General features: G+C 69.2%; 14 protein-coding genes and 1 pseudogene. 4 read left to right on the top strand and 11 right to left on the bottom strand.

From position 1 onward, the window contains the following. Positions 1–235: 235 nt before the first annotated feature. From A949_RS0130535 to A949_RS0130510, 5 genes are all read right to left on the bottom strand, one after another. Positions 236–823, bottom strand: coding sequence for a class I SAM-dependent methyltransferase (locus A949_RS0130535; protein ID WP_019359867.1), 588 nt, complete (start codon positions 821–823; stop codon positions 236–238). 550 nt (positions 824–1373) lie between these two features. After that, on the bottom strand, positions 1374–1739 hold the full coding sequence (locus A949_RS0130525; protein ID WP_019359865.1) for a hypothetical protein: 366 nt from the start codon (positions 1737–1739) through the stop codon (positions 1374–1376). Between the two features lie 623 nt (positions 1740–2362). Continuing rightward, on the bottom strand, positions 2363–3634 hold the full coding sequence (locus A949_RS0130520; protein WP_019359864.1) for a sigma-70 family RNA polymerase sigma factor: 1272 nt from the start codon (positions 3632–3634) through the stop codon (positions 2363–2365). A 49-nt stretch (positions 3635–3683) separates the two neighbouring features. After that, on the bottom strand, positions 3684–4055 hold the full coding sequence (locus tag A949_RS0130515) for a YciI family protein (protein ID WP_019359863.1): 372 nt from the start codon (positions 4053–4055) through the stop codon (positions 3684–3686). Between the two features lie 41 nt (positions 4056–4096). Beyond that, positions 4097–4738, bottom strand: coding sequence for a DUF998 domain-containing protein (locus A949_RS0130510; RefSeq protein WP_019359862.1), 642 nt, complete (start codon positions 4736–4738; stop codon positions 4097–4099). 149 nt (positions 4739–4887) lie between these two features. On the opposite strand from A949_RS0130510, the gene A949_RS0130505 reads away from it, so the two are divergent. Beyond that, a complete protein-coding gene (locus A949_RS0130505; protein ID WP_019359861.1) occupies positions 4888–5313 on the top strand; it encodes a hypothetical protein in 426 nt (141 codons plus the stop codon). A 210-nt stretch (positions 5314–5523) separates the two neighbouring features. Here A949_RS0130505 and A949_RS39425 read toward each other — a convergent pair. The 5 genes and pseudogenes from A949_RS39425 to A949_RS35130 all read right to left on the bottom strand — a co-directional run. Beyond that, positions 5524–5787 (bottom strand): annotated as a pseudogene (locus A949_RS39425) (IS5/IS1182 family transposase); the annotation flags it as partial. Positions 5788–5905: 118 nt separating this feature from the next. Next, positions 5906–6415, bottom strand: a complete 510-nt coding sequence (locus A949_RS0130495) for a phenolic acid decarboxylase (RefSeq protein WP_019359859.1) — start codon at positions 6413–6415, stop codon at positions 5906–5908. 42 nt (positions 6416–6457) lie between these two features. Further along, positions 6458–7492 carry an acetylserotonin O-methyltransferase gene (locus A949_RS0130490; RefSeq protein ID WP_237735946.1) on the bottom strand — a complete coding sequence of 345 codons (1035 nt, stop codon included), beginning with the start codon at positions 7490–7492 and terminating at the stop codon, positions 6458–6460. Between the two features lie 27 nt (positions 7493–7519). Then, positions 7520–8926 carry an O-methyltransferase gene (locus A949_RS39420; RefSeq protein ID WP_019359857.1) on the bottom strand — a complete coding sequence of 469 codons (1407 nt, stop codon included), beginning with the start codon at positions 8924–8926 and terminating at the stop codon, positions 7520–7522. 212 nt (positions 8927–9138) lie between these two features. Then, a complete protein-coding gene (locus A949_RS35130) occupies positions 9139–10686 on the bottom strand; it encodes an HAL/PAL/TAL family ammonia-lyase (protein ID WP_432106774.1) in 1548 nt (515 codons plus the stop codon). An 887-nt stretch (positions 10687–11573) separates the two neighbouring features. On the opposite strand from A949_RS35130, the gene A949_RS0130475 reads away from it, so the two are divergent. Next, positions 11574–11945, top strand: coding sequence for a hypothetical protein (locus tag A949_RS0130475; protein WP_037708295.1), 372 nt, complete (start codon positions 11574–11576; stop codon positions 11943–11945). A gap of 139 nt (positions 11946–12084) precedes the next feature. Here A949_RS0130475 and A949_RS0130470 read toward each other — a convergent pair whose 3' ends face one another. Further along, the gene (locus A949_RS0130470; RefSeq protein ID WP_019359854.1) at positions 12085–12795 is read right to left on the bottom strand and encodes a TetR family transcriptional regulator; all 711 of its coding nucleotides are present in this window, start codon (positions 12793–12795) and stop codon (positions 12085–12087) included. Positions 12796–12878: 83 nt separating this feature from the next. On the opposite strand from A949_RS0130470, the gene A949_RS0130465 reads away from it, so the two are divergent. Both A949_RS0130465 and A949_RS0130460 read left to right on the top strand, forming a co-directional pair. Next, entirely contained in the window at positions 12879–13835 is a 957-nt protein-coding gene (locus A949_RS0130465) for an ABC transporter ATP-binding protein (RefSeq protein WP_019359853.1), read from the top strand. Beyond that, a complete protein-coding gene (locus A949_RS0130460; RefSeq protein ID WP_019359852.1) occupies positions 13832–15460 on the top strand; it encodes an ABC transporter permease in 1629 nt (542 codons plus the stop codon). Before A949_RS0130465 ends, A949_RS0130460 begins: the two co-directional genes overlap by 4 nt. The last annotated feature ends 2 nt before the right edge of the window (positions 15461–15462 follow it).

Raw genomic sequence — 15462 nt, 5'->3', positions numbered from 1 at the left:
CGGCCCGGCACCTCCGCCACCGAGCGGCACGGCCGCCGGGTACCCGGGGTGAACCGGAGAAAGAGGCCGGGCCGGGACCGCCCGCCGGCGGCGGGGCCCGGTGACCCCGGAACGGCACCCACACCCGCCGGCGGCGACACGGGAGGAGCGACTCACCGCAGACATTTCATGCTCATGTCAATCAATGACCGGGCCCGCCGAGAGGCGGCGGGCGCGGCGGAACTTTCGGGCCACCTCACCGGCGGACGGCGCGGACCACCGTGTCCAGGGCCTCGGCCCCGCCCACCGGGCGGCGTGCGACCTCCGACGTCACGACATCGGCGCACGGTTCCCAGGCGGCCTCGACTCCCTCCACGCTGGACAGCACCTGCGGATCCTGCGGTCCGCCCGTCCCGTGCTCGAGATTGGCCACGTCGTGGCCGACCAGCAGCAGGGTGCCGCCGCGCCGGGCGGCCCGGCACGCCAGGGCGAGCACCGGCGCCATGTCCCGCGGAGGCAGTTGCAGGTAGGAGAGGAGAACCAGGTCGTACGCGGCCTCTTCGGCCGCGTACCGGGTGACGTCGGCCTCCACGGCCCGCACCTGCGCCCGCCGGCGGTCCGCTGCCTCGGCGATGCGCCGGACGGCGACAGGCGAGAAGTCGACGGCATCCACCCGCCACCCGCGTCCGGCCAGCCACAGGGCATTGCGGCCCTCCCCCGCGGCCAGATCCAGCGCCCGGCCCGGCGCCAGCCCGGCCGCCTCCCGGGCCACCCACCGGTTGGGCTCGGCCGGCCACAGGCGCTCCGCCGCCCTGTACCGCTCGTCCCAGGCATTCGCGTCCACGTCTCTCCTCCTCCCGGCGACCGGCAGCCGGCCCCGAGCCACGCTGTCCGCCGGGCGCGCCCGCCTCCTGCCGCCACGTTACGTGTGCCGCCGCCGGACGACGCCGGCACCACACGCCGACGGCTCCGGCGCCCACCCGGTGCGGGCCGGTCGGCACGGACTGCCCCGAACGCGTCGGCCGGTGGTGAACGCGCGGCTCTCGCGCGCCACGGCCTCGGGGTTCTCCTCCGTCGGCCGGTGCCCCGCTTCGGGGATCTCGACGGCGCGGGTGACGCCGGTCAGCATCGGCGACAGGGTCGGGCGGGTGGCGGCGAGCGAGCCGGTCGCGGTGAGGAGCAGCGTGGGGGGTGCGCGGGAGCGGCTGCGCTGTTGTCGCGCTCGTCCCGGTCCGCCTGCGGCGTCCGCGCCGCAGGCGGACCGGGTGGGACGGGGCTGCCGGGGGGCCGGGCGTCACGACGTCCGGGAGGGCACCGGGGCTCCTCCGGCCCGGGTGGGCGGCACCGCCGGTGACCCGCCCCCGCGGGCCGGGCCACCGCCGCTCTCGGACTGGTCAGCCGACGAGCAGATAGCTGGTGCCGTAGCCCTGCGGATTGCATGGGCCCCGGTAGCGCCGGTCGGTGTCGGTGTACGAGAAGCCCGACGGGACGGTGCAGGCCCAGATACCGGTGCGGGGCTCGCGCAGCCGGTAGGCCGTTCCGTAGCCCTGCGGGTTGCAGGCTCCGCGGTAGCGCCGGTCGGTGTCGTCGTAGGTGAATCCCGAGGGCACCGTGCACGCCCAGATACCGTCGGCGGGGTCGACGACGTAGTAGCTGGTGCCGTAGCCGCTCGGGTTGCAGTCCCCGCGGTAGCGCCGGTCGGTGTCCGTGTAGGTCTTGCCCGCGGGCACCGTACAGGCCCAGAAACCGGACGCGGACACCCGCGGCGCCTCAGCACCGGCGGACGGCGCGGACGCGGCGGCTGCCGCAGGTGTCGCCGCGAGCCCCGCGAGAGCCATTGCGGCCACACCGGCGGCTGCGGTGACGGCTCTGCGTAATCTCGTTCCCATCATCGAAATCCGACTCCTCCTGATGTCGCCCGGGGAGCACGACCGGCAGCTCGGTGCACTGTGACGGGGTGTCGCAGTCGCCGGTCGCCGAGCGCGCTCATCGTCACACCGCGGCACGGGGCGGACAACGCACCGCCTGCACCCACCCGGCCGGTCCGGCCATTCTGCGAAGGTCCGGTGAAGGACTCCTGTGCACAGCGTGACGGCGGCACCGTGGCTCCCCCTCGCCCCGGAGGGAGCCGACGGGGTCAGAATCCGGCCACCCGACGGCGCGCAGGACGGCCCCAGCAGCCCCCGCATCCGGCCGGAACCCGCTCGCGACCGTCTCGGCACTCTTGACCCGGCTTCCGGGCGGTCGCCATGTCACGGGAAGGCGCCACCGGCCATCCGGGGGCTCGTGTCACGGCGCCGCTCCGGCTTCGGGGACCGCGCGCCGTGCCCGGCAGCGCCGAACCGGTGCCGACGGCGGCGGGAGACTCGGCGGGTCGGACCGGTCAGATCAGCTGGTCGGCCTCGTCGAGCAGGTAGCGGCGCTCGACCTGGTTGTCGGTCAGGGCTGCCGCCTCGCGGTACAGGAGCGCGGCAGCGGCCGAGTCACCTGTCATCTGCACCAGGTGTGCGCGCACCGCGCGTTCCCGTTGCCGGGTGAGCGGAGCCCGGTCCAGCCCGTGGCGCCGGTTGAGATCGTCGAGCAGCGCCAGCCCGCGGGCCGCGCCGAAGGCCCGGGCCACCGCGACCACCCGGCTCAGCCGCACCGGCGCGGTCGGGGTGAGGCGTTCGAGCCACAGATACAGCATGGCGATCTGCGGCCAGTCCGTGCGCTGCGGAGCCGCGGCGGCGTGCAGGGCGGCGATCGCCGCCTGGAGCTGGTACGGCCCCGTCTCGCCACGGCTCCAGACTCCGTCGATCAGCTCGGTGCCCTCCTGGATCAGAGAGCGGTTCCATCGGGTCCGGTCCTGTGCGTCCAGCGGCAGCAGCCGGCCGTCCTCGCCGGTACGGGCGGCGCGCCGCGACTCGGTGAGCAGCATCAGCGCCAGCAGCCCGGTCACCTCCGCGTCGTGCGGCACGGTGGCCGCCAGCTTCCGGGTCAGCCGGATCGCCTCGGCGGTCAGGTCGAGGCGCGCGAGTTCGTCGCCGGCGGAGGCCGCGTACCCCTCGTTGAAGATCAGGTACAGCACCCGCATGACAGCTTTCATACGGGTGGGCAGGTCGGCGGCGGTGGGTGCGGTGAAGCGCGCTCCGGCCCGGGTGAGCTGCTGTTTGGCGCGACTGATCCGCGTCCCCATGGTGGCCTCGGAGGTTCCATGGGCGTGCGCGATCTCGACGGTCGTCAGGCCGCCGACCGCGCGCAGGGTGAGTGCCACCTGCGAGGTGTGGCTCAGCGCAGGGTGGCAGCACAGGAGCAGCAGGGTGAGGCTGTCGTCGGTCTCCTGCGGGGGACCCTCCCGGCGACCGGTTTCCCCCATGGCCAGTTCGGCCCTGCCCGCCTCCCGCTCGCGGCGGTGCCGGGCCCGCTCGGAGCGGAGCAGGTCGACCATCCGCCGGTAGCCGATCCGGATGAGCCAGCTGCGCGGATCCTCCGGTACGCCGTGGGTCGGCCATGTCCGGATCGCCGCCAGCAGCGCTTCCTGTACCGCGTCCTCGGCCGTGTCGAAGCGGCCGAAGCGCCGCACCAGTGCACCGAGGACCTGGGGTGCTTCGGCACGCAGCAGGCTCTCGACGTCGGTGGCCGCGTTCGGCCCACCGTTCACCGGGCCGCCGCCCATCGGCCCGGCCCGGCGCGCTGACGCACCGGGCGAGGCGGGGACCCTCCGGTCATGCCGTGAAGTCCTCGCCCATGACCGGCCGGATCTCGATCGGCTCGCCCAGTACCTCCACGATCCGCGAGGCGATCTCCACTGCCCGCTCCCGGTCGACCACGTCGATCACGGCGAAGCTGGCCAGAACTTCCTTCAGCTCGGCGAACGGCCCGTCGGTCGCCGTCGTGCCGTCCGGTGTCCGGTGGACCGTGGTGCTGACCGCCGGGTGGCCCAGGCCCTCGGTGCTGAGGAGTTCACCGGTGTCGAGCAGCTCCCGCTCGAATCTCCGGTAGACGGCGAACGCCGCCAGGGCCTCCGGGGACGGTTCCTCCGCGGTCGCGGCATCCCAGGCGGCGGCCGACGTATAGCCGAGCAGCAGGTACTTCATCGCGGTTGCCTTTCGCTCTCGTCCAGTGATGGTAGAACGGCTCACGGGGTGCGCCGCAGTGATGTGGCGACGACGGTCGTCCAGGTGAAGGCGACCAGGCCGTTCACGGCGATCTGGACGCTCATGTGCTCCTGTGACATGGGCAGGAACAGAATGAGTGCGGCGACGGCGTTCAGCACGGCCGGAAGTGCCGCACGGCGGCGCGCGCACCGCACCGCCAGCACGGCGGCGGCGACGGCGAGCGCGGTGAAGGCGACGGCGGCCGAGGCCGAGTGCGCGATGCTGTGCCAGGACATCTCGGCGACCGGCCGGTCCGGGGTGCCCGGCGGGAAGCCGTTCTCCGGGTCCATGGTGAAGGCCCCCGCGGCGATCAGCCCGGCACCGAAGATCCCGACGCAGACCGGCACCGCCCGCCGCCCGACTCCGTCGTGGAGCGTACGTCGGATGCCGACGGCCAGAGCGAGGCCACCGAGGCCCGCGAGCACGAACGTGGCGATCTGGATCCAGCCGAGACCGCCGGTGGCGAGCTGGCTGATGGGGTGCCGGGTGATGTCGAAGCCGGTACGGGTGAGCATCTGGATGACGGCGGACGCGGCGAAGACCGGCCCGGCGAGGGCTCCGGCGACCAGCAGACGGTCCGGGTTGCGGGCGGTGGTGACAGCGGGGGCGACGGGGGCGGTCATGGCTTCCTCCTTGACGGGTCTCGCGGACACCTCGTCGCCGGGGGCGGGATCTCGACACGGCACTCGTGTGACCTACCTCACCGGCGCTCGGCGTCGAGGACGGAGGGGCGGCTCCGAGGTGACCGCAAGACCCCATCGAGGAGGACGAGATGTCTGAGACCATTCCGCCGAGCGCCGAGCTGCGGGCCCTGGACCGCCTGGTCGGCACCTGGGCGGTCACCGGCGGAGCAGAGGGAACCGTGCGGTACGAGTGGATGCCCGGCCGGTACTTCCTGATCCAGCACGTGGAGCTCACACAGTTCGGCGAGCCGGTCACCGGCATGGAGCTGATCGGGAACCTGCGCCCGTTCGGTGAGCCGACCGGTGCGGACGTCGTGTCGCGGTACTACGACTCGACCGGCAACACGTTCGACTACGTCTACGAACTGGTCGGCGACAAGCTCACCATCTGGGCCGGCGCGAAGGGCAGCCCGGCCTACTTCGAAGGAACGTTCAGCGCCGACGGCACCACCGCGACCGGCGACTGGGTCTACCCCGGCGGAGGCGGATACACCTCGACCATGACGCGGATCTGACCCCCGGCACTCCGCACGAGCGGACCGGTGCATCGGCGACGCTCCCGAGCGGACCGTCGTCATGCGCCGCGCTCGCCGAGGTCCCCTCGATCCGGTCGGCCTGCGGCCCGCAGGCGGAGCCGACCGCATCCGGAATCGTGGAGTTGCTGGACCCGCCCCGTGGGAGCGTGCGGCTCAGATGTCGTGGACCGTACCGGGCAGCTCGGGTGAAGCCGAGACGGGGACGAGAGCGGGCAGGCACTCGACCGCCTCGGTGACATAGCGGTAGGCCCTCGTGGGGCCGACGCCGAACCCGGCCGCGAGCTGTGCATACGTGTGGCCCATCCATGGATGAGCGAGAGTGGGCGGGGTTCGGCGGCCGGCGCTCAGGTGCCGCCACCGGCAGCCGGTCGCACGGCGGTGCCGCCGCAACTGCTGCATGAGGAAACGGAGGGTGGAACTGGACGCGTCGACTCCGGACGGGTAGACAAGCACGTGAAGCCTCTGGTGAAGATGGTTCTCTTGGTCGAAAACCCATCTGCCAGGGGCTTCACCCGTCTGTCAGCCCAACTGGTCGACACTGCCCGCGGGCTGGGAAAGGCTCACCGGCTGATCACGCCGGATTCGCGGCGTCAACGGGGCCAGTGATAACGGCCTCGTTGTTCGCTCCCACATTCTCGATGGTCGTTATCCGGGCGAACTCGGATACGACGTGAATGGGGTAGGTGGGCCCCTCGTCGCGATAGGCGAACATCCGAGCCAGATGGTCGTTCTGGAAGAGAACGGTGCGCTGGGGGTACTCTCGTACCCAATGCGGGAAGAAGATGACACCGTGTGAGACACGCTGCTCAGGTACCAGGGTGACACAGACGGATGTACCGGTGGGCTCATTCCAGGAAATCTTGTAGATCCCTTCGGCGAGAGCCACCAGATCGACTTCCTGATCCTTGACCCATCGGCCTCCGACCATACCGCTGTGGACCCGGTAATCGATGGTCGTCTCGTTCTTCACGTACATCTCGTAGCACCATCCGTTGGAGTAGGTGTACACGAGTCGCCGGCCAACGATGCTGTCGACGGCATGGGTGAGCTGCGCATCAGCAGAGGGCATCATTTCCTCCATCGGTACCTGTCCTCGGCCCACTCCGGAGAGCGGATTTCGGGTCTATGGCTTGCGTGCGACCACTCCTGCGTTGGCCGCCGGTGCGCTGATGCGGATGACTTCGACATCCGCGAAGCCGATGCCGATGAGCCACCGGGTGAGCTCGGAAGCCGTGAAGCCGCGCCCCCAGGTCTCCACCTGCATGGCCAAACCCATCAGCGCCGCGTCCAGGGGACCGTCCTCGGAATCGTTGATCAGCAGTTCCGAAATGACAATTTTCCCGTTTGGCGGGAGAGCGGAAAAACACTTGCGCAGAAGCCTGCAGCAGTCAACATCGCCCCAGTCATGCAGAATCGAGGAGAGCAGTACGGTGTCGAATCCGCCAGGAAGTTCCGAGTCGGCGAAGAAATCACCGACGACAGTGTTGATGCGGTCACCGAAACCGGCACGTGCGATCTTGTCTTCGGTCAATCGGCACACGTGGGCCAAGTCGAACACTGTCGCGCGCAGATGCGGATTCATACGGCACAGTTCGATGTCCCATGCCGCGCCACCTCCACCGATGTCGAGCAGAGCATGCGAACGGGTGAGATCGATCCAAGGGCCGAGTTCGCGGGCGGTAATGGTGGAGACGGCTGTCATGGCTTCCCAGAACGATTCCAGCATCACGGGATCGCCATTGTCGAAGAGTGAGCTGTTCTGGTCGGGATCCCAACAGGTGGGACGGTTCTCGATCAGAGCCGTCTTCAGTTCCATCCAGCCCTGGTAGTCGTGCTTGTCGACCATTTCCACCCAACCGCCGAAGTACGTGGGTCGGCTGCGTACCAGATACTGGTCCGAGAGCGCGGTGTTGAAGCATCGCTCTCCATTGCGGTCCACCAGGCCGAGCGCGGCACACGCAATGAGCAGGGACCGGGCGGGTCGCGGTGGGAGATCGAGTCGACGGGCCAGGTCGGTGGTGGTGCTGCCCGGGTGGGCGGCAAGATCTCCGAAAATATCCAGTTCCAGTGCAGTGCTCAGAGCCTTCGAGGCCCAGAGGCCCGAGCTGAGTTCCATGATGCGCTGCGGCCCTGCGGCTTGGTTCGGCTGGTCGTCCACGGTAGTCCCCCGGTAGGTCAGGAGGCGTCAGGCCTCGCATTTTCGGGCGAGCGTCAGGCCGTCGGCGATGGGAAGCATGACGTTCTCGACGCGGGTGTCCGCTTGCACGTGTGCGTTGAAGGAGCGGATCGCCTGCGCGTTGCCGGTGGCATGCGGATCGGCGGCCTCGCCGGTGTAGAGAACGTTGTCTGCCATGAGTAGACCGCCGGGACGCATCCGGGGGACCAGCTCATCCCAGTAGTCCCGGTAAGAGGGCTTGTCGGCGTCGATGAAGGCGAGATCGAAACTCGGACCGTTGGGAAGTGCTCGCAGGGTGTCCGAAGCAGGCCCCAGGCGCAGGTCGACACGATCGGCGACTCCGGCTTCCTCCCAGGCCCGCTGCGCCACGTCGGCCCATTCCCGGGAGATGTCGCAGGTGGTGACCCGACCGCCGGAACGTGTCCCCAGAGCCAGCGCGAGAGTGGAGTATCCCGTGAAGGTTCCCACCTCCAGGATGTCGCGGGCCTCCGTCAGCCGAGCGACCAGCGTGAGGAACGTGGCCTGCTCATGGGGTATCCGCATCTCAGCAGCCGTGCCCAGGGCGGCCGTACGGTCGATGAGGCTTTGCTGGGTCTCGGTGGGGGGAGTCGTGTGAGCGACCAGATACCGCTGAAGCCGAGGGGTTATGGTCACGGTCTTGCTGCCGTTGCCGGTAGAACTCATTGCCTCTCCCAACGGAGTACGACCAAGGATCGGACGGCTGTGTGGCCTGATGAGAAAGTGGGCCAGTTCTTCCAGACGGTCGGTTCCGGCAGCCGAGAGGGCTTCTCCTGCCTGCCGGAAACGCGGGGGCAGATGTGGGGGCGATGTACCGTCGTGCAACCCGTGATGAGCGATGTCACAGAGAACTTGAGCAAGCCGCCGAACAGCCTGGGCAACGAAACCTTCCCAGCACACAGGCCGACGTCGGACTTGGAAATAGGCATCGATGAGGTCGCGTTCGTGATCCGTGGGATCCTCGCCCGCCTGCTTGCCGGCTCGTTGCAGGAGCGACTGCCCATCAGGGACAAGTTTCTCGGCCACGCCCATGTGAACGGCATGGTTGAGCTTGACCGCCTTCGTGAGAGGTGCGGAGAGCTGAGTGGTCTGACCGGTCCGCATCTTGCGCACCAGCTGGGGAAGCCTGATGTGGTCCCGGTGCCATTCGCCGCTGAGCGCCGGGTGCCAGGCGGCCATGTCGGCCCGCACAGTCGCCGCGTAGCGTTCTGCCGAGCAACTGCCGGTGTACAGGAGCAACAGAGTGTAGATGTCATACAGCCGTGCTGCCCGGTCAAGCATGTCGGCGTCCGGAACGCAGAGGGCGTCCTCCAGCGTCTGTCGCAACAGGCGCCACACGACGAAGGCCAGTTGATGGCCGACAAGCCAGCGGTAGCGGATGCGATCATCGGGGGCCACGGGTGGTGGGAACCTTTGAGGAGTGCATCCGCGCGATGCGTCGGCGACGGTCTGAAGGTCGCCCTCGATTCGCTCTGCGGCCCGGCCGCAGGTGGGACCCGGACAAGGACGACACTCGGAAAAGTCCTCCTCGGGCATGGGCAGAACCAGCAAGTCCCTGCCGCTGGGCCTGCGGCCATGGGCCGCCTGGGCACCGATGGGCCCCTTGAGCGTCAGATCTCGCATGACACGAACTCCTCCTCGCGCAGGTATTCGTGGCCGATGTCGTCGAGGAGAGCAGCAGCACGACGCACGTCCTCGTCCAGGGGACGGTCGGACGTCACCGGCGGAATCTCCTCACAGACCCGGGTCAGAATCTCGGCGCAGGCTGCAGCAGTCGGCCGACGGCCGCCCACATCGACCGCTTGACGCAGGGCGACAGCCACCGAGCCGTGCAGCAGGCGCAGCATGCCCACCGTCTCCAGTGCGTTCAACGCTGCCTGCGTACCGAAAGGGATCACGTCCTGGTTGTGGAGATTGGTCGGTAAGCTCTGGACCGATGCCGGCGTGGCGGTGCGGCGCATCGTGGCAACCATCGCCGTGGCAGCCAGCTGCACGCCCTGCAGCCCATGCTGGCGGCCTGGTCGGTGCGCCAGCATGGGCGGCAAGTTGCCGTTGCGCTGGGGGTCCACCAGCAGATCCAGCTGCCGCTCTGCGAGGTTCCCGAGCTGAACGGCTGTCAAGGTGAGGAAATCGGCGCTGAATGCAGCTGGTTGGCCGAAGAAGTTGCCGCCGTGGGCCACCATGTCCTGCTCAGCGAAGAACAACGGGTTGTCACTGATGCTGTTGATGTCTTGCTGTGTGACGGCCGCGCAGTGCTCCAGGCCACTGGCTGCAGCACCGATGAGCTGGGGAGCGCAGCGAATGCTGTAAGGCTCCTGCAACGCCCGGGTCCCGCTGGGCACCAGGCCTTTCAGCAGGCGACGCAACTGGTCACCGACCAAATCGGTGCCCCGGTGACCGAAGGCGTCCAGCAAGCGAGTGTCGACGAACGCCGGGGAACTCCCCAGGACGTCCACAAGCAGCGCCACCAGCATCAATGCGTTCCGAAGTGACCGCCGCATCGACGTGACAGCAAGGCCGCAGGCCGCCGCGGTGAGGGATGTGCCATTGACCAGCGCCAGTGCATCCCGACCGTCGAGTTCCAGAGGCTCCAGGCTCATGCGCGCGAGGCCGTCTGCAGCACCGACGCGCTCGCCCCCCGTGTAGAGATAGCCGTGCCCTTGCAACGCACGGGCCACATAAGCAAGCGGAATCAGATCACCGCTGGCTCCGAGCGATCCCACGCGAGGTACTGCCGGAGCAACGTCCGTCGAGAGAGCGTTGACCAAGCCTTTGACAACGTCCAGGGAAATCCCGGAACGGCCTTGGCTGAGCGAGCGCAACCGCACCAGCATCGCCGCTCGCACCACCGGTGAATCCAGCTCAGCGCCCTGTCCGGCGACGAGGTGGTTGAGCACGTTCTCGCACTGATCCACGGTGCTGTCCTGCCCCGGAAAGCGAACAAGCGGTCCGAAGCCAGTTGATGCCCCATACACCGGCCGGCCACTGTGCAGGCAGCGGAGGACGAACTCGCGACATGACAGAATTCGGTCACGAACTGCGTCGTCGAGTGTGATCTCCATGGGCTCGCGCGCCCGTTCCAGATCGTGTAATTGAAGCTGCGAGCCGATTACCAGAGGCAGTTTCCCGGACCGAGATCCATGTATGTCCGTCGTCACACAGACTCCCTTCACGAGGTATCGACGCCTTGGCCCGAGTGCAGTGGCTGCGCGAAGCAACACACGCTGGAAATTCATCTCATGGCCTCGTGGACAGGGGCCCGATTCCAGCGGATCTCTCCTCACCCGAATGCGATCTCGGAGGGATGAGAATTGGCGCACTCTTCCCGAGGCACTCCCATCAGGAGGAGTCACCCGGCGGCGTGTCTCCTGACGTGTTGTGGCCATCGTGTACAGATCGGCGGTCGACAGGAAGAGCGGTAGAGCTGCTGCGGTGTGAACGCGTTGAACGCATTCCTTCACCGGGGCTGCGCCTTCCGGGCCGCGAGCGCCTTCGAGGACGCCGTGCAGGAGGTCCGACACGCGGGCAAATCCTCGCGCCGTTTCGTGCGCGTCACGGAACGCCCCGCTGTCCGGGGTCGGTTCTTGCACCTCAGAAGCAGCTTCTACCGGCCGATGCGTGGCTTCCTCTTCACCGCCTCTGCGGAAGCATTTTCTCCCCGGATGGGCATCCGACGCTGCAGTGCCGCCGAGGCCCCTGTGAGCCGAGAACACCTCCACCGTCGACTTGCCGAAGGGCGCCTTCGGCAAGGGCTGTCGTCCTGCTCACTGCGATGCTCTGACCGGCGGAGGCGGATACACCTCGACCATGACGCGGATCTGACCCCCGGCACGCCGCACGAGCGGACCGGTGCATCGGCGACGCTCCCGAGCGGACCGTCGTCATGCGCCGCGCTCGCCGAGGTCCCCGTGCTCGGCCCGATCGGTCCGCGGGCCCGGCCGAGGAGGCGGGAGCCGGCCACATCCGGAAGCGTGCGGCTGCCGCACCCACCCCGTCGACTACCGTGTGGGCCGCCTTGATCGATACACCTCAAGAGGTTGATGTCATGCCCACCGCCAGGTTTTTCTTCGACGCGGGATCGGGCGGTGCCCTCTGGGCGGCCACGCCCGAGGACAGGGAATCGTGGGGGTACTGCATCGAGCTGGACCGCCTGCCGATCAGCCGCGATCTCCGTGACGACCTGAGCAGGCTGACAGCGCGCTACGACACGTCGCTGAACTGGGACCGCCCCACGGCCCCGGGGCCGTGGCGGGAAGCGGAGTGTCAGCACTTCAACGAGGCGGTGCACCGAGCGCTCGGCCGCCTTCGCACCGAGCTCGGCCCGGAGTGGGAGATCCACGACGCGTTCCTCGCACTCCACGAGGATCCGGACCTCGACCGCTACCTGGCCGACCCTGCCGGATTCGCACGCAGCTGACCCCGCGGAACGCAGATGCGACACCTCGCGGATGCACGTCCCCGGTACCGGTGCCCCCGACGCCACGACGGGGCGGTGCTCCCTCCCCGCTCCGCACGACCACTCTCCACCGTCTCAAAACTATCTCATAAAGAGGTCTTTACTTTTTGAGATGCCGGTACACCGTGGCGCGGGACACACCGAGCCGTGCGGCGATGGAGTCGACCGTGTGCTCACCGGATGCGTGCAGCCGGCGGGCCAGGGCGGCATTCGCCTCGCTCACCGCCCTGGGGCGCCCGCCACGTGCCCGTCGGGCGTCGGGCGCGGCCTCCGGGAGCAGTCGCCAGGCGCCGGCGAGCAGGTGACCCCGAAGCTCCTCGTTGGAGAGCTGCGGCATGAGCGCGACAGGGTCGGTGACGGCCGAGACGGCCTGCGCGACGGCGATGCGCTCGGGGATCCCCGCGCCTGCACCGGCCCCCACCTCGATGCCGTACTCCATCGTCCGCAGCAGCCGGCTGAAGGAGTCCGAGGGCGTGGCGGGCAGCTCCCGCAACAGGGTGACCAGGGTGTTCCGGTACCGCAGGAACACTTCGAGCCACCCCGTCACCAGAGTGCCGCGCACGGCCGCGATCCCCCCGGCCTCCTGCTGGTCGAGCGCGTCGGCCAGCACCTGCTCCAGTTCGCTGGTCATGGGATCCAGCAGGTCACCGAGGATCTGCGCCTTCGAGGAGAAGTGGTAGTACAGCGCCGCCTTGGTGATCCCCACGCGGTCGGCGACCTCCTGCAGCGCCGTCGCGTGGTAGCCGCGCTCGACGAACAGCTGTTCCGCCTCGTGCAGGATCCGCTCGCGCGTGGTCGTCCGCTGGTCCATTTTCCGTTCCCCTGCTTACCTCTGGTCAGTTATACGCTACGCTCCACTTACCAGAGGTAGGCAGAACGGCAAGGAGCTTTGCAATGCTGACCAACGTCCCGTCGCCGGGTGGTGATCCCGGTGTCGCGATCAGTATCCGCGACCTGGTGAAGACTTTCGGGGACACGACGGCCCTCGACCGTCTCCGGCTGACGGCCCGCTCCGGGGAGGTCCACGGCTTTCTCGGGCCGAACGGTGCCGGCAAGTCCACCACCATCAGGGTTCTGCTCGGACTGCTGCGCAAGGACTCCGGCCAGGCCACTCTGCTCGGTGGCGACCCGTGGAACGACGCGGTCGAACTGCACCGGCGGCTGGCGTACGTGCCCGGCGACGTGAATCTGTGGCCCAACCTGACCGGTGGCGAGGCGATCGACCTGCTGGGGTCCCTGCGCGGCGGGCTGGACGACAGCCGCAGGCGAGACCTCCTGGAGAAGTTCGCGCTCGACCCGAGCAAGAAGCTGCGGACCTACTCCAAGGGAAACCGGCAGAAGGTCGCCCTGGTGGCCGCGTTCTCCTCCGACGTGGACCTCTACATCCTGGACGAGCCCACGTCCGGACTGGACCCGCTGATGGAGGCCGTCTTCCAGGAGTGCGTCCAGGAACTCCGCCGAGCCGGCAAGACCATCCTGCTCTCCAGCCACATCCTGGCCGAGGTCGAGAAGCTGTGTGACCGCGTGAGCATCATCCGGGAGGGCCGCACGGTCGAGTCGGGCACCCTCTCCGAGCTGCGTCACCTCACCCGCACCTCGCTCAAGGTCGAGACCGAGACACCCCCTGCGGACCTCCGGTCGCTGTCCGGGGTGCACAAGCTCACCGTGGCGGGACACCACGCCGAGTTCGAGGCGGACACCGCCCGGCTCGGTGAGATCCACCGCCATCTGGCCTCGCTCGGTGTCCGCTCGCTGACGAGCGCTCCCCCGACACTCGAAGAGTTGTTCCTGCGGCACTACGGCGACCAGTCGGCCGACCAGCCCGCCGAGACGGCGGTCGGTGCACGATGAGCGCGCTCACGGGTACCGGTGTACTGACCCGGCTGGCGCTGCGGCGTGACCGCCTCCGGCTGCCGCTGTGGGTGGCGGGCCTGGCCGCACTGTTCGCCTCCATCGGCAACAGCATCTCCGGCCTCTACGACTCCGACGCCGCACGTCTGGAGAACGCCCAGGTCCGCGCGGACAACGTGGTCACCCGGGCATTCACCGGGCCGGCCCCCGGCAGCAGCTCCGGAGCGTTGACCGTCTCGGAGGGCCTCGTCTTCACCTGTGTGCTCGTCGCCCTGATGAACATCCTGCTCGTGGTGCGGCACACCCGGCAGAACGAGGAACTCGGGCGCGCCGAGCTGGTCGGATCCGCCGCGGTGGGAAGGCACGCCGGTCTGGCCGCCGCGCTGCTGCTCGCGGGGCTGGCAAATGCCGCACTCATCGTGCTCAGCACCCTCGCCCTGCTCGGCATGGGGATGCCGGCAGGAGGGTCCGTGCTGGTCGGAGTGGCGCTCGGCACGGTCGGCATGGCCTTCGCGGGCCTCACCTCGATCGCCGCCCAGCTGACCGAGAGCGCCCGGGCCGCCAGCGGACTGGGCGGGCTCATCCTGGCCACCACCTTTCTGCTGCGCGCCGCAGGTGACGCCTTCGGGAACACGGCGTCGGACAAGGTGACGGTCGACCCCGCCTGGCCGAGCTGGATCTCCCCGCTGGGCTGGGGGCAGCAGCTGCGCCCCTACGGAGACAGCCGGTGGTGGCCCGTGGCCCTGCTGCTGCTCTGCTTCGCCGTCAGTGTGCTGATCGCGGTACAGCTGAGCCTCCACCGGGACGTCGGCACCGGAATGCTTCCCGCACGGCGCGGTGCGGCCCGTGCGCGTTCCTCGCTGCTCAAGCCCATCGGGCTGGTCTGGCGCCTGCAGCGCGGCCTGCTGCTCGGCTGGATCGTGGGCATCGCCGTGTTCGGCGCGGTCTTCGGCGGTATCGGCGACCAGGTCGAGGACCTCTTCAGCAGCGAGGAGAGCGCACAGTTCGTCCGCGACCTGGGGGGCGAGGGCGACCTGGTGAACGCGTACTTCGCGGGGATGATGGGACTGCTCTCGGTGGTGGTGGCCGGATTCACCGTCCAGTCGCTCATCCGGCTGCGCTCCGACGAGGAGAACGGACCGACCGAGGCCGTCCTGGCCACGGCCGTGAGCCGGACGCACTGGGTGCTGGCGCACACGTTCGTCGCCCTGCTGGGCACGGCGCTGGTCCTGGCCGCGCTCGGGCTGAGCACGGGGCTGGCCTACGGTGCCGTCTCGGACGACCTGACGGGCGCCCTGGGAGACCTGCTGGAGACGACGCTCGCGCAGCTCGCCCCCACCGCCGTCCTGGCGGGCTTCGCGCTGGCGGCGTTCGGAGTGCTGCCGCGGGGTGCGGCGACCGTGTCCTGGGCGGCGTTCGCCGTCTGCCTGGTGATCGGGCAGTTCGGCACCCTGCTGGAGCTGCCGGACGGCCTGATCGACATCTCGCCCTTCACCCATCTGCCCAACCTTCCGGCCGAGTCGCTCACCGCGGCTCCGGTACTGGCCATGTCGGCACTGGCCGCGGTACTCGCCGCGGTGGGCGTGGCCGGCTTCCGCCGGCGCAACCTCGAACTCGGCGGCTGAGC

Origin of the sequence: Streptomyces sp. AA1529 (assembly GCF_000280905.1) — a bacterium.
In the GTDB taxonomy this organism is placed as follows: Bacteria; Actinomycetota; Actinomycetes; order Streptomycetales; family Streptomycetaceae; genus Streptomyces.
Note: the sequence above shows the minus strand (reverse complement) of the source record. Positions and strands in the feature narration are given on the sequence as shown.

Coding starts and splice junctions, on each gene's coding strand:
- A949_RS0130460 (WP_019359852.1), top strand. CDS start 13,832: ATGAGCGCGCTCACGGGTACCGGTGTACTGACCCGGCTGGCGCTGCGG.
- A949_RS0130495 (WP_019359859.1), bottom strand. CDS start 6,415: ATGGAGGAAATGATGCCCTCTGCTGATGCGCAGCTCACCCATGCCGTC.
- A949_RS0130515 (WP_019359863.1), bottom strand. CDS start 4,055: ATGAAGTACCTGCTGCTCGGCTATACGTCGGCCGCCGCCTGGGATGCC.
- A949_RS0130470 (WP_019359854.1), bottom strand. CDS start 12,795: ATGGACCAGCGGACGACCACGCGCGAGCGGATCCTGCACGAGGCGGAA.
- A949_RS0130505 (WP_019359861.1), top strand. CDS start 4,888: ATGTCTGAGACCATTCCGCCGAGCGCCGAGCTGCGGGCCCTGGACCGC.
- A949_RS0130520 (WP_019359864.1), bottom strand. CDS start 3,634: ATGGGCGGCGGCCCGGTGAACGGTGGGCCGAACGCGGCCACCGACGTC.
- A949_RS0130475 (WP_037708295.1), top strand. CDS start 11,574: ATGCCCACCGCCAGGTTTTTCTTCGACGCGGGATCGGGCGGTGCCCTC.
- A949_RS0130510 (WP_019359862.1), bottom strand. CDS start 4,738: ATGACCGCCCCCGTCGCCCCCGCTGTCACCACCGCCCGCAACCCGGAC.
- A949_RS0130465 (WP_019359853.1), top strand. CDS start 12,879: ATGCTGACCAACGTCCCGTCGCCGGGTGGTGATCCCGGTGTCGCGATC.